Annotated in this window: 18 protein-coding genes; 9 read left to right on the forward strand and 9 right to left on the reverse strand. The window is 60.5% G+C overall.

Going from position 1 to position 21890, the window contains the following annotated elements; translation table 11 throughout:
- Positions 1–9: 9 nt before the first annotated feature.
- From trmA to RVM26_RS09655, 4 genes are all read right to left on the reverse strand, one after another.
- A complete protein-coding gene (trmA, locus tag RVM26_RS09640) occupies positions 10–1119 on the reverse strand; it encodes a tRNA (uridine(54)-C5)-methyltransferase TrmA (RefSeq protein ID WP_498938372.1) in 1110 nt (369 codons plus the stop codon).
- Between the two features lie 49 nt (positions 1120–1168).
- Positions 1169–1966, reverse strand: a complete 798-nt coding sequence (gene murI / locus RVM26_RS09645) for a glutamate racemase (RefSeq protein WP_287807427.1) — start codon at positions 1964–1966, stop codon at positions 1169–1171.
- Positions 1967–2195: 229 nt separating this feature from the next.
- On the reverse strand, positions 2196–3353 hold the full coding sequence (locus RVM26_RS09650) for an RNA-guided endonuclease TnpB family protein (protein WP_498938374.1): 1158 nt from the start codon (positions 3351–3353) through the stop codon (positions 2196–2198).
- A gap of 164 nt (positions 3354–3517) precedes the next feature.
- Complete coding sequence (locus RVM26_RS09655; protein WP_039176212.1) at positions 3518–4063, reverse strand: hemerythrin domain-containing protein; 546 nt, start codon at positions 4061–4063, stop codon at positions 3518–3520.
- Positions 4064–4300: 237 nt separating this feature from the next.
- Between RVM26_RS09655 and RVM26_RS09660 the strand changes: the two genes are divergently transcribed.
- Entirely contained in the window at positions 4301–5635 is a 1335-nt protein-coding gene (locus tag RVM26_RS09660) for a replication-associated recombination protein A (RefSeq protein ID WP_287807199.1), read from the forward strand.
- Positions 5636–5697: 62 nt separating this feature from the next.
- Here the strand turns inward: RVM26_RS09660 and lolA are convergent, their stop codons facing one another.
- Entirely contained in the window at positions 5698–6351 is a 654-nt protein-coding gene (gene lolA / locus RVM26_RS09665; RefSeq protein ID WP_016914486.1) for an outer membrane lipoprotein periplasmic chaperone LolA, read from the reverse strand.
- Positions 6352–6500: 149 nt separating this feature from the next.
- Positions 6501–9761, reverse strand: coding sequence for a DNA translocase FtsK (locus tag RVM26_RS09670; RefSeq protein ID WP_498938377.1), 3261 nt, complete (start codon positions 9759–9761; stop codon positions 6501–6503).
- 118 nt (positions 9762–9879) lie between these two features.
- On the opposite strand from RVM26_RS09670, the gene aat reads away from it, so the two are divergent.
- From aat to infA, 3 genes are all read left to right on the forward strand, one after another.
- Complete coding sequence (gene aat / locus RVM26_RS09675) at positions 9880–10629, forward strand: leucyl/phenylalanyl-tRNA--protein transferase (protein ID WP_498938379.1); 750 nt, start codon at positions 9880–9882, stop codon at positions 10627–10629.
- A 31-nt stretch (positions 10630–10660) separates the two neighbouring features.
- Positions 10661–11395, forward strand: coding sequence for an arginyltransferase (locus tag RVM26_RS09680; protein WP_039176223.1), 735 nt, complete (start codon positions 10661–10663; stop codon positions 11393–11395).
- Positions 11396–11531: 136 nt separating this feature from the next.
- A complete protein-coding gene (infA, locus tag RVM26_RS09685; protein WP_007111068.1) occupies positions 11532–11750 on the forward strand; it encodes a translation initiation factor IF-1 in 219 nt (72 codons plus the stop codon).
- A gap of 198 nt (positions 11751–11948) precedes the next feature.
- Here infA and clpA read toward each other — a convergent pair whose 3' ends face one another.
- From clpA to RVM26_RS09700, 3 genes are all read right to left on the reverse strand, one after another.
- Positions 11949–14225, reverse strand: coding sequence for an ATP-dependent Clp protease ATP-binding subunit ClpA (clpA, locus tag RVM26_RS09690; protein WP_039176236.1), 2277 nt, complete (start codon positions 14223–14225; stop codon positions 11949–11951).
- Between the two features lie 155 nt (positions 14226–14380).
- Positions 14381–14704, reverse strand: a complete 324-nt coding sequence (gene clpS, locus RVM26_RS09695; RefSeq protein ID WP_498941725.1) for an ATP-dependent Clp protease adapter ClpS — start codon at positions 14702–14704, stop codon at positions 14381–14383.
- Between the two features lie 281 nt (positions 14705–14985).
- Positions 14986–17220 (reverse strand): NADP-dependent isocitrate dehydrogenase, encoded by a 2235-nt coding sequence (locus RVM26_RS09700; RefSeq protein ID WP_287807206.1) that lies wholly within the window; start codon positions 17218–17220, stop codon positions 14986–14988.
- 239 nt (positions 17221–17459) lie between these two features.
- Here RVM26_RS09700 and RVM26_RS09705 point away from each other — a divergent pair, with 239 nt between their 5' ends.
- From RVM26_RS09705 to purB, 5 genes are all read left to right on the forward strand, one after another.
- Positions 17460–18062 carry a pseudouridine synthase gene (locus tag RVM26_RS09705; protein WP_287807208.1) on the forward strand — a complete coding sequence of 201 codons (603 nt, stop codon included), beginning with the start codon at positions 17460–17462 and terminating at the stop codon, positions 18060–18062.
- Positions 18059–18505 carry an NUDIX domain-containing protein gene (locus RVM26_RS09710; RefSeq protein ID WP_287807209.1) on the forward strand — a complete coding sequence of 149 codons (447 nt, stop codon included), beginning with the start codon at positions 18059–18061 and terminating at the stop codon, positions 18503–18505. The genes RVM26_RS09705 and RVM26_RS09710 overlap by 4 nt, the downstream gene beginning before the upstream one ends.
- Positions 18506–18578: 73 nt before the next feature.
- Positions 18579–19736, forward strand: coding sequence for an MnmA/TRMU family protein (gene mnmA / locus RVM26_RS09715; RefSeq protein WP_498938383.1), 1158 nt, complete (start codon positions 18579–18581; stop codon positions 19734–19736).
- Positions 19733–20371, forward strand: a complete 639-nt coding sequence (gene hflD, locus RVM26_RS09720; protein WP_287807213.1) for a high frequency lysogenization protein HflD — start codon at positions 19733–19735, stop codon at positions 20369–20371. Before mnmA ends, hflD begins: the two co-directional genes overlap by 4 nt.
- A gap of 94 nt (positions 20372–20465) precedes the next feature.
- Entirely contained in the window at positions 20466–21851 is a 1386-nt protein-coding gene (gene purB, locus RVM26_RS09725; RefSeq protein ID WP_287807215.1) for an adenylosuccinate lyase, read from the forward strand.
- Positions 21852–21890 lie beyond the last annotated feature (39 nt).

Raw genomic sequence — 21890 nt, forward strand, 5'->3', positions numbered from 1 at the left:
CACTTGCGCTCAAGCGCTACGCCGTGTCAACAGCACTCCGCACTCACAGTGATGGGTAAACGGAAACTGGTCGAACAAGGCAAAACGCTCGATCTGATGGGTTTTGGTGAGCTGCGCCAAATTGTCGGCAAGCGTGACCGGGTTGCATGAAATATAGACGATTTGCGCGTACTCGCTGAGCTGTTCGCAGCTCTGCTCGTCCAACCCGGCTCTGGGCGGGTCGACCAGCACGGTGGAGAAACGGTAATCGTCCAGCCCCATCTCCGCCACTCGCCGTCCGGCTTTTTCGCCTTTCAGCGCCAGCGCAAACTCCTCTGCCGACATGCGCGCCACGTGCGCGTTGTTGATCCCGTTGGCTTTCAGGTTGACATTGGCACTGGCCACCGAGGTACGCGAGATTTCCGTGGCCAGCACGCGTCGGAAATTCTCCGCCAGCGCAATGGTGAAGTTGCCGTTTCCGCAATAAAGCTCGACCAGGTCTTCCTGCTGACGTCCGGCCGTCACTTCACGGGCCCAGCTCAACATCGTTTGGCAGATATGCGCATTGGGCTGGGTAAAACTGTTTTCGACCTGCTGATAGTGCAGCGTACGACCATCCACCTCCAGACGCTCCCAGACGTGGTCACGGCTGAGCACCAGGCGCTGTTTGCGCGAACGGCCAATGATCATGATGCCCAGCTCGGCTTCCAGGGCGCGCGCCTGCTCTTCCCAGGCGTCGTCCAGCGGACGATGGTAAATCAGCGTGACCAGCGCTTCTCCTGACAGCGTGGTCAGAAACTCCACCTGAAACAGCCGACGGCGCAGCACATCGCTGGCCAGAAAGGCATCCCGCAACTGCGGCATCAGCTCGTTTATGCGTTCGCTGGCTACGGCAAACTGGTCCAGACGAATGACCCGCTTCTGTTTGGGGTTGTCAGGATCGACCTCGAACATGGCATAGAACAGATCATCGTCTTCATGCCAGATACGAAACTCGCAGCGCTGCCGGTAATGGCTGGCGGGCGAGGGATACACTTCGAGCCCAGGCGGCGCAAAGTCCGCGAACATCTGTTCTACGTAGGCTTGTTTGTCAGCCAGCTGTTCGGCGTAGCGTGCCGGATCGACGGAGGGGATGGCCAAGGTGGCTCCTATTGACTGGAAAATTGAACTTAGCGGCAGCGGTTCGCCGTTAATCAGCGTCGGGCAGCGCGAGCAGCTGGGGGGCACTGAAACCGTACCGCGCCATGCCATCGGCCAGGGCAGCGGCGGGCGCCGTGGTAAAGCAACGGCCATCCGGCACGCTACTGATCAGCGTGGCGGCTACCTGCCCAACGCGCCGCGCGATGGCGTCCCCGGAGTCCACCCAGGCCAGCGGCACGGGGGAGAGCGACACCAGCAGCGGCTGCAGCAACGGAAAGTGCGTACACCCCAATACCACGGTATCGAGGGCAGGGGGCGCCTGGGCCGCCTCCCAAAGCGGGGCCAGCGCCTGCTGAATGCGGGCGGCGTTCAGCGGCTTGCCTGCCAACCAGGCTTCGGCTTCCACCACCAACGGGTCTGCCGCCAGCCGCGTGACGCGGCAGTCGCTGGCGAAGCTTTCGATCAATCCTTGGGTGTAGGGGCGGTTGACCGTAGCCGAGGTGGCCAGCAGGCCAATATGGCGCGTCGTGCTGACCTGCGCGGCGGGTTTGATGGCAGGCACCGTACCAATGACCGGCACCGACAGCGCCTGACGCAACGCTTCCAGCGCCAGCGTGCTGGCCGTGTTACACGCCACCACCAGCACGCTGGCCTGGCAGGCGGCCACGGCGGCCTGGCAAACGGTCACGATGCGTTTGGCCAGCACGACGTCATCGCGCAGACCGTAAGGAAGCCAGGCATTATCGCAGGCGTAACACAGCGAGGCATGGGGATAGTGCTGACGCAGCGACTGAGCCACGGACAGCCCGCCCACACCAGAGTCGAATACCAGTACGGGGCCTGGCATCAGCGGTTATCCGGCCGATCAATCGATATTGGGGATACGTTGCCCACCCTGCACTACCCTCTTTGCATGAACGTTTGCATAGATATTGACCTCCTCCCCTCCCTCAGCTTGCGCTGCCGTCTGACGACGGAAAGGAAGGGGATTCCCTGGTTGTTGCCTTCCAGGTTCCTGCTTCGCAGCCCGTTGCCCCTGGTGATAGCACCTCAGGTCTTACACACGCTCCACAGGCTTAACCTCCCGTGAGCCCCACGGTAGTTTTCTCATGCTGGCGAAGCTTGTCAGCCCCGGCCAGAATGGCTTTGCCCGATTGCAGTATGTTGCGGGCAGCGTTTACGTCGCGGTCAATGCCTTGGGTGCCACAGCCAGGGCAGCCCCAGGTGCGGACGTTCAGTGGCATCTTCTCGGTGATATGACCACAGTGAAAACAACGCTTCGAGCTGGGATACCACTTGTCGATCTGGACGAAATCACGCCCGTATCGTTCGGCCTTGTACGTCAGTTGTTGGGTGAGCTGATGCCAGCCCACGTCGCTGATGGCCCTGGCCAGTGAGCGGTTTTTGACCATGTTCTTAATTTGCAAACTCTCGGCAGCAATGACTTGGTTCTCGTGAATAAGCTGCGTGGAAAGTTTGTGGGTGGCGTCACGGCGCTGGTCGGCCAGCCTGGCATGCACCCTGGCGACCCGATGACGCGCTTTGGCGCGGTTCTGCGACCCTTTCTGTTTACGCGACAGGTTCCGTTGCGCCCGTGCCAGCTTGCGCTCAGTGCGCCGCAAAAAACGCGGGTTGGGGATTTTGTCGCCGTCACTGGTGATGACGCGGTGCGTCAGCCCCAGATCAATGCCGACCATTTTGGGGGTGACCGGCAGCGGTGTGGCCGCTTCCTCCACCAAAAAACTGACATGGTAACGGCCAGCAGTGTCACAGCTCACCGTGATACTGCTCGGCGTGCCGGAAAAAGACCGGCTCCAGCGGATAGCCAGCGGATCTTTTTGCTTGGCCAGCCACAGTTTGCCGTCGCGCCAGCGAAAGCCGTTGGCCATGTAAGTGGCCGATTGCTTGCGCTGCTTCTTCTTGAAGGTGGGATACCGCGCCTGGCCTTTGAAGAAGTTGCTGAAGGCCCGATCCAGATGCCGGAGCGACTGTTGCAAGCAGACGTTGGACACCTCGGCCAGGAAGGCGGTGTCCGGCTCTTTCTTGAGGCTGGTGAGCGCTTTGGCCGTGGCGTTGTAGCCCATGCGCTCCTGGCGCTTGAACCAGGCATCGGTGCGCTGGCGCAGGAAGTGGTTGTAGACGTACCGCACACAGCCAAACGTCCGGGCAAGCTGATCGGCTTGCTCAGGCGTAGGATAAAAACGATAACGGTAGGCGCGGTGTACGGTCATCATGACTTTAATCTAGCGCGGTAAATATAGCCTGTCAACCAAGAGGCGCTGCACGCCTCGCGCTATCCTTCCCCGGCCTGGAAGGCCGAGGTTTGACGCGCAATTTGATCAAAACGGGGCGCTAGTTTAACACGCCCCGTCCAGCGCTGAAGGGGGCAACGCAGGAATTACAGCGAGGGCACCTCGGCACCGCGCAACTCGGCGTAAAGGTCAGGGTAGGCCAATTGGAGACGTTCCAGCTCCTGCTCCGCGCCATCCGGCAGTGCTTGGCGCAGCTCTTCCAGCTCGTCGGAGGTGAAGTGCTGGTCGATCAGCGGGAACAGCCCTTCCCGCTCGTGGCGCAGATAGGCGCGGTGCGCTTCCAGATACGCCTTCAGGTCGTCTGCGAAACGGTCCATGGGTAGAATGTTGTCCATGAGGATCATGTCGATATCATGGGACAGGCGCATCAACCGAGGCTTGAGCTCACGGTAGTCATCGGCCATTTGGGTCATCAGCGGCTGATGCTCCGGCGCTTGAACCTGTAGCCGCTCGACACAGATCCGCTCCAGAGGTGCGGCAAAACCATCCATGTAAGACAAGATGTAGTCGACTACTTCACGCATCAGTTGAAAATCCGGGCGCTCTCCGTCAGCCAGCGTTTTATGCCTGAGCTGAAGCACATGCAGCATGCGCGCCATATTGGCATGATCCAGACGCAGTTGGTTTAACATCGTGCCGTCTCCTTTGATAAGTGTCATACCTCATGCCTCCCCTACAGAAGCCAAGGTACGCGACCATGAGCAGGGTTCTACTACACTAGCGTTAATCCTTGTCTTGCGCCTGGGGATTTGACCAACCAACGCCGAACGTCCCAGTCACGCCAAAAGGTAGCCTGACGCAGCGCTCTTTACCACAGACACTTGTTAAGCGTTGAATGTTCAACGTAACGATTTACAACGGAAGTTGCCATGGATCTTTTTGATACTCACTCCACCGAAGAGGCACCGCTTGCTTACCGCATGCGCCCCCTGACGCTGGACGAATACGTTGGCCAGCAGGCATTGGTGGGGCCAGACAAGCCGCTGCGCCGCATGGCCGAATCGGGTGTCGTTCGCTCGATGATTCTCTGGGGGCCACCCGGCGTGGGCAAGACCACCCTGGCCGAACTGCTGGCCCGCGCCTCCGACACGCACCTGGAGCATTTGAGTGCCGTGATGGCCGGGGTCAAGGAGATTCGGCTGGTGGTCGACGGCGCCCGCCAGCGGCAAACACCCACGTTGCTGTTTCTGGACGAGATTCATCGGCTCAACAAGAGCCAGCAGGACGCGCTGCTGCCCCACGTGGAGTCAGGGCTGCTGACCCTGATCGGCGCGACCACGGAAAACCCCTCCTTCGAAGTGAATTCGGCGCTGCTTTCTCGTGCTCGGGTCTACGTGCTCAAATCGCTCTCTCAGCAAGAGCTGATACAGGTGATGCAGCAGGCTCTCGACAGCGACAGCCGAGGGCTCGGCAAACGGCGCATTCAGGTGGAATCGGGGGTGCTGGAAGCGCTGGCCCACGCCAGCGCTGGCGATGCCCGGCGGGCTCTGGGGCTACTGGAGACGGCCTGCGACTTCACCGACACCGTCGAAGACCATGAAGTGCTGCGTAAAGCGGTATTGGCCGACGTGGTGGGCCATCAGGCCAGCGCCTTCGACAAACAGGGGGATGCCTACTACGACCTGCTCTCGGCCATTCACAAGTCAGTTCGCTCATCGCGCCCGGACGCCGCCCTGCTGTACATGGCGCGCTTTCTTCAGGGAGGCGGTGACCCGCTGGATATCGTGCGCCGTTTGACGGCCATTGCCTCGGAAGATGTGGGCAATGCCGACCCACGGGCGCTGCCACTGGTGATCGCCGCCTGGGATGCCTACCTGCGGCTGGGTGATTACGAAGGCCAGCGCGCCATTGCCCATGCCGCCATTCACCTGGCGGTGGCCCCCAAGAGCAACCGGATCGACCAAGCCTGGAAAAGTGCTCGACAGTTCGTGGCACAGCAGCCTCAGCTGGAAGTCCCCAGCTATCTGCGTAACGCCCCGACCAAGCTCATGGAGCAATTGGGCCATGGGCAAGGCTACCGTTACGCCCATCACGAGCCCCACGGCTACCCGGCCGGTAGCGCACACGACTGCTGGCCAGACGAGATACCGGCCGCCCGCTTTTACGAACCCAGTGAGCTGGGTCAGGAGAAGCGCTTTGCCGAGATCATGGCGTGGCGAGCACAGCAGGACCAACAAGCAGATCAGGCACCCGAGGGTGCCTGATCAAGATACGCTCATCGAGATACGCTGAGCGAAAAGAGCGTTTTAAACAGAAAGCACGCTGCCTACCACTCTTCACGGATGACATCGGTGCCGTCCGGGATGTCGAAGTCGAACAGGCTGCGGTCGATGCTGCCATTGCGGGTGATATCGCTGAAGGTGATCGAAGTACGCTGCCCGGTGCTGTCCATCATCCACAGCTCGGTCAGGGTTTGCTGGTCGAACACCATGCTGAGCTCTTCGAACAGCGTATCGGCAGAGGTGGGAATCAGCGTAAAGACGTCATCGCCATCCTGCTGCTCGTAGAACACGTCGTAGCTGGCCGTCAGCTCGGTGGCACTTCCGGAAAGCAGTAACGCCGGCGTGTGCGTGACACGGTCATCCATGGCCTGAACGGTGACCTGCTCCAGGTCCGGGTCGTACAGGTAAACGTCTTCCCCATCGGACACGACGGTTTGCGAATAGGGAGCGTCGACTTCCCAGCGCAGCAAGCCAGGACGTGACAGCCACATTTCGCCATGAGCACTTTGCAGGCGCTGGCCGCTGCCATCGAGAATCCGCTGCTCGAAGCTGGCATGGTAGTTCTCGAGAGGGTCGAGACGCTCGGTGAGACGCTCGGCCGCTTCGTTGGCCCAGGCCATGGGTGCGGCAAAGGTAAGCCCCAGTGCGCTAGCAGCCAATGCCAATGCAGGCGAGCGACGTTGAGTAGGTTCGCGCATAGTGATTCTCCCTAGGCAGTCATTGCCAAAAGCGGATGAGGCACGGAGCAAGCGCTGCTCCTGATGCCATTCAGACGCGAAAGACGCCGCAGGGTTGCACCTGCGGCGCGACTTTCACGCTTGTTGCATGATTGACGAATACCGATGGCTCAATGGCCCACCGGCGGCGGCGCCAGCACCTCGCGGGAACCGTTGCCCCCCATGGAGGAGACCACGCCCGCCCCTTCCATGGCTTCCACCAGGCGTGCCGCGCGGTTGTAGCCAATCTTGAAACGGCGCTGAACCGCCGAGATGGACGCCTTGCGCGTTTCCGTGACGAACTGGACCGCCTCATCGTACAGCGCATCCTGCTCGGCATCGTCGCCCTCCACGCCTTCGGCTTCGAGGCCCGTCAGCGCGTCGGCAGAGACACCGCCCGAGAGAATCTCGTCGATGTACTCCGGCTCACCGCGTCGCTTCCAGTCATCGACGACCCGGTGCACCTCGTCGTCATCCACGAACGCGCCATGGACACGATTGGGCGGGCCAGACCCGGCCGGCAGGTAGAGCATGTCGCCATGCCCCAGCAGGCTCTCTGCACCGCCCTGGTCGAGAATGGTGCGAGAGTCGATTCGTGACGATACCTGGAACGCCATCCGCGAGGGAATATTGGCCTTGATCAAGCCCGTCACCACATCCACCGAGGGGCGCTGGGTGGCCAGAATCAGGTGGATACCGGCCGCCCGTGCTTTCTGGGCCAGTCGGGCAATCAGCTCCTCCACCTTCTTGCCCACGATCATGAACATGTCGGCGAATTCGTCGATGACCACCACGATATAGGGCAGTTTTTCCAGTATCGGGGGCGTCTGGTGCATCTCCCAGGGCTCCGGCTCCCACAGGGGGTCCGCCACCTGGGCACCGGCGCGAGCGGCCTCGTCCAGCCGACCATTGAAGCCCGCAATGTTGCGCACTCCCATGGCAGCCATCAGCTTGTAACGACGCTCCATTTCCGCCACGCACCAGCGCAGGCTGTTGGCGGCCTCTTTCATGTCCGTCACCACGGGGGCCAGCAGATGCGGTATGCCATCGTATACCGACAGCTCCAGCATCTTGGGGTCGACCATGATCAGCTTCAGCTCGTCAGGCTTGGCCTTCAGCAGCATCGAGATCAGCATCGCATTGACCCCGACCGACTTACCCGACCCCGTGGTACCGGCCACCAGCAGATGCGGCATCTTGCCCAGATTGGCGACCACGGGACCGCCACCGATGTCCTGGCCAAGGGCCATGGTCAGCGGTGAGCTCTCCTGCTGGTAGCGGTCGGAGTCGATCACTTCGCGCAATCGAATCATGGCCCGATGAGGGTTGGGTATTTCGATACCGACCGTAGGACGACCCGGGATGACCTCGACCACGCGCACGCTTTTCACCATCAGCGAGCGTGCCAGATCCTTGGCCAGGTTACTGATCTTGGAGACCTTCACCCCAGCGGCGGGTTTGATTTCGAAACGCGTGATGACCGGCCCGGGCCAAGTGTCCACCACTTCTGCCTTGACCCCGTATTCACGCAGCCGGACTTCCAGCAGCTCGGCCATGTCCGCCAACTGCTCGTCGGTATAGTTGGGCTGATGGGGCTCGGGCGGGGTCAGCAGTTGCAGGCTGGGCACCTCCCCCTCGGGCTCATCTTGGGTCTCGAAACTGGGTCGCTGACTCTGCAGATGCTCGACGGTCCACAGCGTAGGGCCATGATCGGGCTCTGCATCCGGCGGCGTATCTGCCGCCAGAGTTGGCTCATGGCGTGGCCCTGTGGCTATCGGCGCCGGGCTGACGGGCAGCTCTTCGTCATCTTCGTCCCATATCGGCTCGGGCACGACTTCGGGCACCCGCTCGCGGCGTGGCTCCGCCGCCAGGGGCACCGGGACCGATTCAACCGATGTCGAAGCAGCCACCTGTTCGGGAACGACGGCCAGAGGCGCCTTTTGACGTGTCTCATCGTCCGGGTCGCGGGCGCTCAGCGACGTGGGCGCGGCCATCGCGGCATCGTCTTCTCGGGAAGCTCTCAGCGGCGTCCCTTCAGAAACGGGTTCATCGACTGTCGGCTCGTCAACCTCTGAGCTGGGTGCTGAGGTGTCAGCCTCTTCCGGCTCTGCAAAGCGCAAACTCGGCTCTCGCGGCGCCTTGACGGGCTCGGAAGAAGCCGATGGCTGCTGAGCGGGCGCTGTCGGCTGCGGCGCGGCAGACGGCTTCTCCGTGGCGGAAAACGACATCACTGGTTCACGAGGCGGCTCGATCGGCTCCTTGACGAGCTCCTTGGCAGGCACTGTGGCCTCGGGAGCGGCCTCTTCCTGCACGGGCGCAACAGGCGCCTGGGAAGCAGGCTCGGGGCTCGGTGCCGATGGGGCGCTCGACGGTGCAGCATGGCGCTCGCTCAACACGGCCGCTGCTTCCCAAGGAATGGAGGTATCGCTATCGGGAGCCGTTGCCGTAAAACTGGGTTCGCGGCGCTCACGACGCGGAGCAGGTGAGCGCTCGCTTACTTCGTCATCGCCACGGCGGGCTGAAATGGGTGCACTGCTTCCCTGTGGTTCAGGCGTGGCATAGAAGGCATCGTCCGGGTCGGGTTCTGGGTCGGTACTGGTATCGCTAGGCTCGACCCAGGAGCGCTGTTTCACTTTGCTGGCCGCGGCTTTTCCTGCCGCGCGAACGGCAGCACGCTCGGCACGCTTTTCGCGGCTTTTGGCACGACGCGCACCGAACCAGCCACCCACTCGGCAAAGCCTGCGCCCTACTTCATCGGCCACCTGCAGCCAGGAAGTACCGCTGAACAGGGGAAAGCCGATCAGGATCAGCGCCGCAGCAATCAAGCCCACGCCACCGCTGCCCACCAGCGGTTTCAGCGTACCCACCAGCCCTTCTCCCAGAATGCCACCAGAGGCGTAGGGCAAAATGCTGTTCGGATGATAAAAATGCAGTGCGCCCAGCGTGGTGGTGCCAAACATCAGCAACACGAGGCCACCCGCGCGCACGGCAATGGCCACCGGATCCAGCTCGAAACGCACCTGGCGCGAGCGCATCAACCACCAGGCCGAATAACCGAACATGCCTGGCCACCACAGAGCGCTGGCCCCCAACAGTGAATAGAGCACATCGGCCAGCCAGGCGCCAACCGGGCCCATCCAGTTACGCACCTGTGTTTCAGGGCCCTGGTAGGACCAACCCGGATCGGCCGGGTGATAGCTAAACAGTGATAACAGCAAGAAGACGCAGATGGCCAGCATCACCACCACCACGCCTTCGCGTACCGAGCCCTGCAGGCGCAAGCCGAACCGGCGCGCCTTATCCTTTGCAGCCGTGACACGCGTCGATGAACGAGATGGTGACTGGCGCGCGTTACGCTGCGTTCGCTTGTCTACCGCCTTATTTACTTTCAAGCGATTCTCCCTTTACACCACATTGGTGTCTTTAATCCACTTGCGAGTTTGCATCATACCGAGCATCCTTCCGCCGTCACAGCGCTTCTAATCAAGCTACTTGTCACAGGAGCAAGCGATGCTACCCTGGCTCTCCTCGCCAACCCCCTTTTTCCCGTCGACCGAGCAGGCATTGGCGTCACCCAACGGCCTGCTGGCTGCCGGTGGAGAGCTTACACCAGCGTGGCTGGTCGAGGCTTACCGAAAGGGTATTTTTCCCTGGTACAGCGATGACGACCCCATTTTGTGGTGGAGCCCGGACCCACGCATGGTGCTGTTGCCTGCACAGTTTAAGCTACGTCGCAGCTTAGCTAAACGCCTGCGCCATGGTGGCTTCAGTGTGACGCGGGATCAACACTTTTTAGCCGTGCTGGATGCCTGCACGGCGCCGCGCCGGGGCAAACCCGGCACCTGGATCAACGCCGAGATGCGCCATGCGTATCACACCCTGCATACTCTGGGCATCGCCCATAGCATCGAGGTACATCAGGACGGGCATTTGGTGGGTGGCCTGTATGGCCTGGCCATGGGGCCGGTGTTCTTCGGCGAATCCATGTTCTCACGCATGCCCGATGGCTCCAAGATCGCTCTCGCCCACCTGGCATATGCCATGCAGTCCCATGGCGGCCAGCTGATCGATTGCCAGATGCACACCCCCCACTTGGCCAGCCTGGGCGCAACAACAGTCGCTCGCCGCACGTTCATCAACTATCTTGAACAGTGGTTACCGGAAAAAACATTCTGCTTACCCTCAACCCCTGATCAGACGCCTGTCGTGCCCGCCTCGCCCTGGCTTGATGCGCTGCCGAATGCCATCGAGGCGAGATGACGGCGTCACTGTCCACTCAAGGAGGCAAGCCGTGAGTAGTAACGCTCCTCGCCGCCCCGTGCGGGATCTGCGCTTCTTCCTGACCGTTCCTCATGCCTGCAGCTACCTTCCCGACAAGGAAGCGACCACGCTGTTTCTCGACCCACAGGAGTCGCCTGTACCCGGGGTATACGACTCGCTATCTCTGCTAGGGTTTCGTCGCAGCGGGCGACATTTGTACCGCCCACACTGCGAAGGCTGCAATGCATGTCGTTCGGTGCGCATTCCCGTCAACGGCTTCAAGCCCAACCGCACCCAGCGCAAGGTTTGGCAACGTAATACGGATATCACGGTGCGCGTCATGCCCGCCCACTTCGACCCCGGCCACTACGCGCTGTACGCCGATTACATTCGGTTGCGCCATGCCGACGGCGACATGTACCCACCCAGTCGTGACCAGTACCGTACTTTCCTGACGCTGCAGGAGCCCTACGCCCATCTGATGGAGCTGCGCCTCGAGGATGAGCTGGTGGCCGTGGCCGCGTTCGATCAGCTGGAGCACGGCTTGTCGGCCATTTACACGTTTTTCAAAGTGGATGACGCGTTGGAGAAACGCTCGCTGGGTACCTACGCCATCCTGCAGCTCATCGCGCTTTGTGAAAGCAGACAGTTGCCGCACCTTTACCTGGGCTACTGGATCGAGGAGTGCCGCAAAATGCGCTACAAGCAGGCATTCTCACCCATCGAGGTGCTGGACGGGCGTCATTGGCGGCCTTTGATTCGCTAAACAGGCCAGCTTTTTTGCCTTGACGCCAGGCTTACGGCACAATATAGCGCTGTTCCTGAGCGCCTCGGCGTTTGCCGATGCGCGATGAGTGTATTTCTGACCAACCACGACGTAAAAAAGTGAGGATCTGCCTAATATGGCACGCGAAGATCATATTGAAATGGAAGGCGTTATTGTCGATACCCTTCCCAACACCATGTTCCGTGTAGAGCTGGAAAACGGCCATGTGGTCACTGCCCACATCTCTGGCAAGATGCGTAAAAACTACATCCGCATCCTGACCGGCGACAAGGTCAAGGTTGAACTGACGCCCTACGACCTCTCCAAAGGCCGCATCGTTTATCGCTCGCGCTAATCGCCTGCAGGCAACGCAGTTTCTTGCCTGCGCTTTATCCCCCTGCCTTTCTCTGCAGGCTGTACCGCACTTGCCGTACTGCCACGGTAGCGCCGTATAGTGCCGTACTGCATCGCGCTTTACCGTAATGCGCCGCTCGCTAAAAACGACAACGCCCCGTCGAAGACAGGGCGCTGCGTGTCGTAGGAACCGCGCCCGTCAGGGCGCGTCCGCCATCTCCGTCTCGGTGGAGAGATGCAGTTCCCCCTCCTCCAGACTGACATGTACGATGCCTCCCTGCTCGGCCAACTCGCCAAACAGGATCATCTCGGCCAACGGCTTCTTGAGCTTCTCCTGAATCAAGCGAGCCATCGGACGGGCACCCATGTCCGGGTCATAGCCTTTCTCTGCCAGCCAGTCGCGGGCGATATCGTCCACGTCCAGCTGCACACGCTTCTCGTCCAACTGCGCCTGTAGCTCGATCAGGAACTTGTCGACGACGTTGCGTACCACCGAGGTCGGCAAAGCATGGAACTGAATGATGCCGTCCAGGCGGTTGCGGAACTCGGGCGAGAAAGTACGGCGGATGACCTCCATGGCATCGGTGGAGTGATCCTGACTCTGGAAGCCAATGGAGCGCCGTGACGCCTGCTCGGCCCCTGCGTTGGACGTCATGATCAGGATGACATGGCGGAAATCGGCTTCGCGCCCGTTGTTGTCGGTGAGGCGACCGTGATCCATGACCTGCAGCAGCAGGTTGAAGACTTCAGGATGCGCCTTTTCGATCTCATCGAGCAGCAGCACGCAGTGCGGCTGTTTGGTGACGGCCTCGGTCAACAAGCCACCCTGGTCATATCCCACGTAGCCGGGAGGTGCGCCAATCAGACGCGACACCGTATGACGCTCCATGTACTCGGACATGTCGAAGCGTACCAGCTCGATCCCCATGATGTGCGCCAGCTGCTTGGCCACTTCCGTCTTGCCTACGCCGGTCGGGCCAGCGAACAGGAAGCTGCCCACCGGTTTGTCAGGAGATTTCAGCCCGGCGCGCGACAGCTTGATGGCTGCCGACAGCGTATCGATGGCTTCGTCCTGGCCGAATACCAGCATTTTCAGGTCGCGATCCAGCTTCTCGAGCAGTTTACGATCCGAACTCGACACGCTCTTGGGCGGTATGCGGGCAATTGATGCCACCACGGCTTCGACCTGCTCCACATCGATGGTTTTGGCACGCACTTCCGGCGGCAGCATGCGCTGGTGGGCACCAGCCTCGTCGATGACATCGATGGCCTTGTCGGGCAGATGACGATCATTGATGTAGCGATCCGCCAGACGAGCGGCACTCTCCAGCGCACCGTCGGTGTACTTCAGCTCGTGATGCTCTTCGAAGCGCGAACGCAGCCCCTTGAGGATCTTGATGGTATCTTCCACCGAGGGCGCCAGCACATCGACCTTCTGGAAGCGACGCGCCAGGGCACGATCTTTTTCGAAGATGCCGCGGAATTCCTGGAAGGTGGTCGAACCGATGCAGCGCAGTTCGCCCGACGAGAGCAGCGGCTTCAACAGGTTGGAGGCATCCATGACGCCACCGGACGCTGCTCCTGCGCCGATCACCGTGTGAATCTCATCGATGAACAGAATGGCATTCGGCTGCTTGCGCAGCTCGCCCAGCAGGCTCTTCAAGCGTTTTTCGAAGTCGCCGCGGTATTTGGTACCCGCCAGCAGCGCGCCCATGTCGAGGGAGTAGACGACGGCATCGGCAATCACGTCCGGCACGTCTTCTTCGACGATACGCTTGGCCAGCCCTTCGGCAATGGCCGTCTTGCCCACGCCCGCCTCACCCACCAGCAGCGGGTTGTTCTTGCGACGACGGGCCAGAATCTGCACGACGCGCTCGAGCTCGTGGTCACGACCGATCAGCGGATCGATCTTGCCCTGGCGCGCCTGCTCGTTGAGGTTGGTGGCATAGCCGGTCAGCGGATGGGCCGCCCCTTCGGCACTGCCCTCCTCGGCATCATCGCTCTCTTGTGAAGAAGGTGATGGCGATGGACCGTGGCCCGACACTTTGGAAATGCCGTGAGCGATGTAATTGACGGCATCTACCCGCGCAACGCTCTGCTGCTTGAGGAAATAGACCGCCTGGCTCTCCTGCTCGGAGAAGATCGCCACCAGCACGTTGGCGCCGGTCACTTCGCTCTTGCCCGAGGATTGGACGTGGAATACGGCACGCTGCAGCACACGCTGGAAACCAAGCGTAGGCTGCGTTTCGCGATCGCCCTGCCCTTCCGGGATCAGCGGCGTGGTCGAGTTGATGAAATCCTGCAGATCGGACCGCAGCTTGTCGAGGTTTGCCCCGCACGCCTTCAGCACATCGACCGCCGAGGCATTGTCCAGCAGTGCCAGGAGCAGATGCTCGACGGTCATGAATTCGTGGCGCTTCGAGCGAGCCACGGTGAAGGCCGTGTTCAGGGTCAGTTCAAGTTCTTTGCTCAGCATGGCAGTCCCCTTTTCGCTACTACCTAGGGCATGTCGCCACCTAGGGCTTGCGTCGGATCAGTTTAATCGACCGGCACTTTCAACATCGGGTACAAATGGTGTGGTTGCAAGCCCCAAGGCTACTTTTTTTCAACGCTGCATGCGGTGCAGCATGATCAATCCGCAGCCTCGATGTCGCTCATCAGCGGGTGCTCGCACTCACGGGCATACTCATTCACCTGATAACTCTTCGTTTCTGCAATGTCGCGGGTAAAGATGCCGCAGGTTGCCTTCCCCTGGGTATGCACCGCCAACATTACTTGTACGGCTTTTTCATTATCCATATTGAAAAAGCCCTGCAGTATTTCGACGACGAAGTCCATTGGCGTGTAGTCGTCATTATGCAGCACCACCTTGTACAGAGGCGGCTGGGCCAGCGCAGGCTCGGCGGGCTGTACGGCCAGGTCATCTTCGTACTCGGGCATACCAGGACGCGTCATGCCTGCATGCAGAGTCGCGGTCACGTCCAGAGGGTGTGTATTAGGCATAAGTCACGTGCATCATCTTCTTGTTGCTGACAGTCAGGGCCTTGGATCAATTCAAAGACAAGGCTTTTACAGTCCAGGCTTCTACAGACTGTACACCTATGTATAAGACGCCTGCCATCAACAAGGGTTCATGAAAGGTAAAAAATTATCACACAGGAGAGAATAAAAAACCCTCGCCCGCAAGGCGGGCGAGGGATCGATCAGCCGTTGAAGCGCGACGGCTCAGCGCATGATCAGCCCTTGGACACCATGGCCAGCGCGTCGTTGAGGGTCTTGCTCGGGCGCATGGCCTGGCTGGCCAGCTCACCGTTGGGGTGGAAGTATCCCTGGATATCCACCGGCTGCCCCTGCACGCTGTTCAGCTCATCGACGATGGCGCTCTCGTTGGCTTGCAGCGTCTCGGCCAGACGGCCAAACAGGGATTTCAGTTCGGTGTCCTGGTCCTGAGCAGCCAGTGCTTCTGCCCAGTACATTGCCAGGTAGAAGTGGCTGCCACGGTTATCCAGCTCGCCCACTTTACGCGATGGCGATTTATTGCTGTCGAGGAACTTGCCGTTGGCCTCGTCCAGCGCCTTGGCCAGCAGAGATGCACGGGCGTTGCCGAAGGTGCTGCCCAGGTGCTCCAGCGAGGCAGCCAGCGCCAGGAACTCGCCCAGCGAGTCCCAACGCAGGTGGTTCTCTTCCAGGAACTGCTGAACATGCTTCGGTGCAGAGCCGCCCGCGCCGGTCTCGAACAGACCGCCACCGTTCATCAGCGGCACGATAGAGAGCATCTTGGCGCTGGTGCCCAGCTCCATGATCGGGAACAGGTCGGTGAGGTAGTCGCGCAGCACGTTACCGGTGACGGAGATGGTGTCTTCGCCCTTGCGGATACGCTCCAGGGAAACCTTCATGGCATCGACCGGCGCCAGGATACGGATATCCAGACCCGCCGTGTCGTGCTCTTTCAGATAGGCCTCGACCTTCTTGATCAGCTGCGCATCGTGAGCGCGGTTGGCGTCCAGCCAGAACAGTGCCGGAGCACCGCTGGCGCGGGCACGGGTAACGGCCAGCTTGACCCAGTCCTGGATCGGCGCGTCTTTGGTCTGGCACATGCGCCAGATATCGCCGGCTTCCACGCTGTGGCTGAACAGCGTCTGGCCTGCGTCGTCGGTCACCACTACAGTGCCATCGGCCGGCATCTGGAAGGTCTTGTCGTGAGAACCGTACTCTTCGGCTTTCTGGGCCATCAGACCCACGTTGGGCACGCTGCCCATGGTGGTGGGGTCGAAGGCGCCGTGCTGCTTGCAATCTTCGATCACCGCCTGGTAAATGGTGGCGTAGCAGCGGTCAGGGATAACAGCCTTCGCATCTTGCAGCTCGTCATTCGCGTTCCACATCTTGCCGGAATCACGAATCATCGCCGGCATAGAGGCATCGATGATCACGTCGCTGGGCACATGCAGGTTGGTGATGCCTTTATGGGAGTTCACCATCGCCATGGCCGGGCGAGTTTGATAAAGGGCCTCTACATCGCCTTTGATCGCCTCTTGCTGGTCGCTGGGCAGCTTCTCAATAGCGCTGTAAAGGTCGCCGATACCGCTGTTCGGGTTGAAGCCAGCACTCTTCAGCACGTCAGCGTGCTTCTCCAGCACCTCTTTATAAAACTCTTCTACCACGATACCGAACATGATTGGGTCGGAGACCTTCATCATGGTGGCTTTCAAGTGCAGCGAGAACAGCACGCCGCTCTCTTTGGCATCGCTGATTTGGCTGTCAATAAAGCTGCGCAGACGGCGGCTACTCATGCTGGCGGCGTCAATGACTTCGCCTGCTTGTACCGCAAGGCCCTCTTTTAGCACCACGTTGGTGCCATCTTTTTGCTGCAGCTCAATCTTCAGCGTGCCGGCTTTTTTCATCACCGCCGACTGTTCGCTGCCGTAGAAGTCGCCTTCGCTCATATGAGCCACATGGGACTTAGAGTCAGCGCTCCACTCACCCATGCGGTGCGGGTATTTGCGAGCGTAGTTTTTGACCGATTTCGGCGCGCGGCGGTCGGAGTTACCTTCGCGCAGCACCGGGTTTACCGCACTGCCCTTGGCCTTGTCGTAACGCGCTTTAACGGAGGCTTCTTCGTCGTTTTTCGGCTCTTCCGGGTAGTCAGGCAGCGGGTAACCTTGGCTTTGCAGCTCTTTGATGGTTGCTTTTAGCTGCGGGCCAGAGGCGCTGATATTAGGTAGTTTGATAATATTGGCTTCAGGCGTCTTCGCCAGCTGACCAAGCTCCGCCAAGTCATCGCTCACGCGCTGCTCGTCGCTCAGAATATCCGGGAATTGTGCTAATACGCGGGCAGCAAGAGAAATATCGCGGGTCTCTACTTCGACACCGGCAGAGTCGGTAAAAGCATCAATGATGGGTAACAAAGAGTAGGTAGCGAGCGCAGGAGCTTCATCGGTGAGCGTATAAATGATCTTCGGCGTTTTAGACATTTTGCGTTAACCTCTTCTTTTCAGTCGCTGTGATTATAAAAAATCCTGAGCTACGCGGCTCATACAACGAATAGCCTTGCCGCGAAGCGGGTGGAGCATCCTGTATGCGCTGCCCCTATGGTCACTCGGTGGTAAAACGACGCCGGTACATCTCAAACGGCTGCGCCGGAGTATACCAGCGCTGCACTTTAATCGCATGAGCGATTGTCGACAAATCAACTGACCTGCTATTCGAGACCATGAGCACGCTATATTTACTGCACAAGCCCTACCGAATGCTTTCCCAGTTTACCGACCGGGAAGGCCGCGCCACCCTGGCCGACGTGATCAGCGTGCCCGAGGTCTACGCCGCAGGTCGGCTGGATTACGACTCCGAAGGCCTGCTGCTGCTCAGCGATGATGGTGCCTTGATTCACCGCATTGCCCACCCTCGCCACAAGCAGCCCAAGACCTACTGGGTACAGCTGGAAGGCCAGCTCACCGACGACGCCCTTCACGGGTTGCGCTCCGGGCTGATGCTCAAGGATGGCCCGACGCTGCCCGCCAAGGCGCGGCGCATGGCGCCCCCCGACCTGCCTGATCGAACCCCCGCCGTCGACCCCAAACGGCACCCGGTGACCAGCTGGCTGGAGCTGACCATCAGTGAAGGCCGCAACCGCCAGGTACGCCGCATGACGGCGGAGGTAGGCTTCCCTACCCTGCGCCTGATACGCGCGGCCATTGGGCCTTGGCGGCTGGAGGGGCTGGCGCCCGGCGAGTGGCGCAAGGAAACCCTCCACGCGCCGCGTCAGGCACCGGCCAAAACGGCGCGCACCCGCCCAACTCGGAGAAAGCCGCGATGAGCCGCCCGATCATTCGCAGCACGGTGGCCTGCGTGATTCGCGAAGGGGAGCGCTTCCTGGTGGTCGAAGAGAACAAGGGTGGCCCGCTGACGCTGTTCAACCAGCCCGCGGGCCATATCGAACTGGGTGAAGGCCCGATGGCCGCCATGCTTCGCGAAGTTCGGGAAGAGACCGCCTGGCACGTTTCACTCACAAGCTACCTGGGCCTCTACGTGCTGCATACCGAACAGGGCGAGACCTTTCACAGCCACGGCTTCGTTGCCACGCCGCGCCACTCGCTCGGCACACCGCTGGATAACGACATCCTGGCCACCCACTGGTTGACCCGCGCCGAGATCGCCACGCTGGCCAGCGAGCGTCGGCTGCGCAGCCCGCTGGTGCTCCAGCGTATCGACGATGCCCAGGCAGGTCGCCACTACCCGCTGGACGTGATCCGCGAGTGAAGCACTCGAAGCATCCGGCTCCCATCGTGTATAATCGCCGCCCACTTGCATACCACTTCAACAGAGGATGCCCATGACATCCACCCATGGCACCGCTACCCAGGCCACCCCCGACACCGCCGCTCACGCCACTGGCAAGGTCATCGTGGGCATGTCGGGAGGCGTCGATTCATCCGTTTCGGCTCTGCTGCTGCTTCAGCAGGGGTACGAAGTCGAAGGCCTGTTCATGAAGAACTGGGATGAAGACGACGGCACCGAATACTGCACTGCCAAGGAAGACCTGGCCGACGCAGAAGCCGTGTGCGCCAAGCTGGGTATCAAGCTGCACACGGCTAACTTCGCCGCCGAATATTGGGACAACGTTTTCGAGCATTTTCTGGCCGAATACAAGGCAGGGCGCACTCCCAATCCGGACATCCTGTGTAACCGAGAAATCAAGTTCAAGGTGTTCCTGGAGTACGCCGAAATGCTCGGCGCCGACAAGATCGCGACCGGCCACTACGTGCGCCAGGGCGAGCGCGCAGGTCGACCACGGCTGCTCAAGGGGTTGGATGCCAACAAGGATCAGAGCTATTTCCTGCATGCCGTACCTGAAGCGGCCATTGCGCGTACGCTGTTTCCCGTCGGCGAGCTGGAGAAACCCGCCGTGCGCGCCCTGGCCGAACAACACGACCTGGTGACGGCCAAGAAAAAGGACTCCACTGGTATCTGCTTTATCGGTGAGCGTCGTTTCCGCGACTTCCTGCAGCAGTACCTGCCCGCCCAGCCGGGCACCATCGAGACCCCTGAAGGCGATGAAATTGGCCAGCACATGGGCTTGATGTACTACACCCTGGGGCAGCGTCAAGGGTTAGGTATTGGCGGTTTGGCCAACTACTCCGAAGACCCCTGGTACGTGGCGGCAAAAGATCTCGAGCGCAACGTGCTGATCGTGGTGCAAGGCAAGCATCATCCGCTGCTTTACACCAATGCACTCGCCACCGAGGCGATGGACTGGGTCGCCGGAAAGCCGCCGGTTCAGCAAGGCCGCTTTACCGCCAAAACCCGCTACCGCCAAAGCGACTGCCCCTGCGAAATTGTCGCCCAGGCCGACGGCAGCGTCGAAGTCATCTTCGATGACCCGCAGTGGGCCGTGACGCCCGGCCAATCGCTGGTGCTCTACGACAACGACATCTGTCTGGGCGGCGGCGTGATTCGCGCCACCTGGAACACCACGGAGGCCGCGGCATGAGCGCCACCCCCATTCATCGTGCTCCCGACTCTCCGGCAGCGCGCCAGGCCCTGGCCCTGGCTGGGGTCTTTCAAGCAGCAAGCCTCGTCGATGAACTCGCCCGTACAGGACAAGTTGATACGCGCGCGTGGGAAACGCTGATCAACGCGACGGTAGACACCAACCCGGAAAGTTTTGAAGCCATCTACGGCGGCCACCCCAATAATCTGCGCCGGGGGCTCGACACGCTGGAAGCCCTGGTAGGCCGCAAGCAGGCCAACCCAGTGGTGCTGCGCTACGGCTTTTCGCTGCTACTGCTGATGAACAAGCTGCGTAACGACACGGCCATGATGGACCTGCTGGGCCAGAAACTCACCCACGTACAGGGGCAAGCAGAGCACTTCGGCACGACCCACGAAAACGTGATTGCAAGCCTGGGGGAAACCTATCAGGAAACCCTCTCCACGCTAAAGACCCGCATCGTGGTACAGGGTGACCCCTCGCTCTTGCAGACCCGCATGATGCCCGAACGCGTACGCGCCTGCCTCATGGCCGGTATCCGCTTTGCGCTGCTGTGGCATCAGCAGGGCGGCCGCCGCTGGAAGCTGGTGTTTCAGCGCAAGGCCTTGCGCCGCGCTCTGGATGAGCTGGGGTAGACGCACGCTGCCTCGCCAGCCTGACGCCCCCGACCACTGATGTTCGATCACCGACTCTCGATCACTGACTCTCGACCAACCTGGAAACCAAGCCATGCAACTCTCAGCCTTGACCGCTCTTTCCCCTGTTGACGGCCGCTACGGCGCCAAAGCCGCAGCGCTGCGTGAACACTTCAGCGAATTCGGTTTGATCCGTGCGCGCGTGATCGTGGAAGTGCGCTGGCTGCAGCGCCTTGCAGAGCACAGCCAGATTGTCGAAGTCCCGCCGCTTTCCGCAGAAGCCACCGCGTTTCTAGAGCAGCTTATTCGTGACTTCTCAGTCGATGACGCGGAGCGTATCAAAGAGATTGAGCGCACCACCAATCACGACGTTAAAGCGGTGGAGTACTTCCTAAAAGAGAAGATTGCAGGCCAAGCCGAGCTAAACGCCGTTACCGAATTTATCCACTTCGCCTGCACCAGTGAAGACATCAACAACCTCTCTTACGGCGTGATGCTGGCAGATGGCCTAAAAGCTATGCTGCCGACAATGCACGAAGTCGCCGATGAGATTGCCAAGCTGGCGATTGCCCATGCAGGCCAGCCGATGCTGTCACGCACCCATGGCCAAACGGCTAGCCCCACCACGCTAGGTAAAGAGATGGCTAACGTGGCGTATCGCCTCAAGCGCCAGCTCAAGCAGATCGAAAGCGTGGAGATTCTGGGCAAAATCAACGGTGCGGTAGGCAACTACAACGCTCACCTGACCACCTACCCGGATATCGACTGGGAAGCCAACGCGCGCACCTTTGTTGAAGGCTTGGGCTTAAGCTTTAACCCCTATACCACACAAATCGAACCCCACGACTACATTGCCGAACTGTTCGATGCGATCTGCCGCTACAACACGATCCTGATCGACTTTGACCGCGACGTATGGGGCTATATTTCCCTGGGCTACTTCAAGCAGCGCACCGTAGAGGGCGAAATTGGCTCTTCCACCATGCCGCACAAGGTCAACCCGATTGACTTTGAAAACTCAGAAGGCAACCTGGGCCTCGCCAACGCGGTGATGAGCCACCTAGCACAGAAACTACCGATTTCCCGCTGGCAGCGCGACCTGACCGACTCCACGGTGCTGCGCAACCTCGGCGTCGGCCTGGCTTACGGCTTGATTGGCTACCACGCCAGCCTGAAAGGCATCAGCAAGCTGGAAGCCAACCCGACCAGACTCGCCGAAGACCTGGACAACAGCTGGGAAGTGCTGGCCGAACCCATTCAGACCGTCATGCGTCGTTACGGCATCGAGAAGCCCTACGAGAAGCTCAAGGAGCTGACCCGCGGCAAGCAGATCGACCAGGCAGGCTTTGCAGCCTTCATCGACACCCTGGCACTGCCCGACGATGTGAAACAGGAGCTGAAATCTCTTTCGCCAGCCAGCTATATTGGTAATGCGAAGGCGCAGGCCGAAGCCCTTCCGCAACGGCTTGCGTCCCTATAAACGCACGCCGTTTCGATCCGTGCCGCTCACTCACTTCAG

The organism is Halomonas sp. KM072 (assembly GCF_050710315.1).
Taxonomy (GTDB): Bacteria; Pseudomonadota; Gammaproteobacteria; order Pseudomonadales; family Halomonadaceae; genus Vreelandella; species Vreelandella hamiltonii.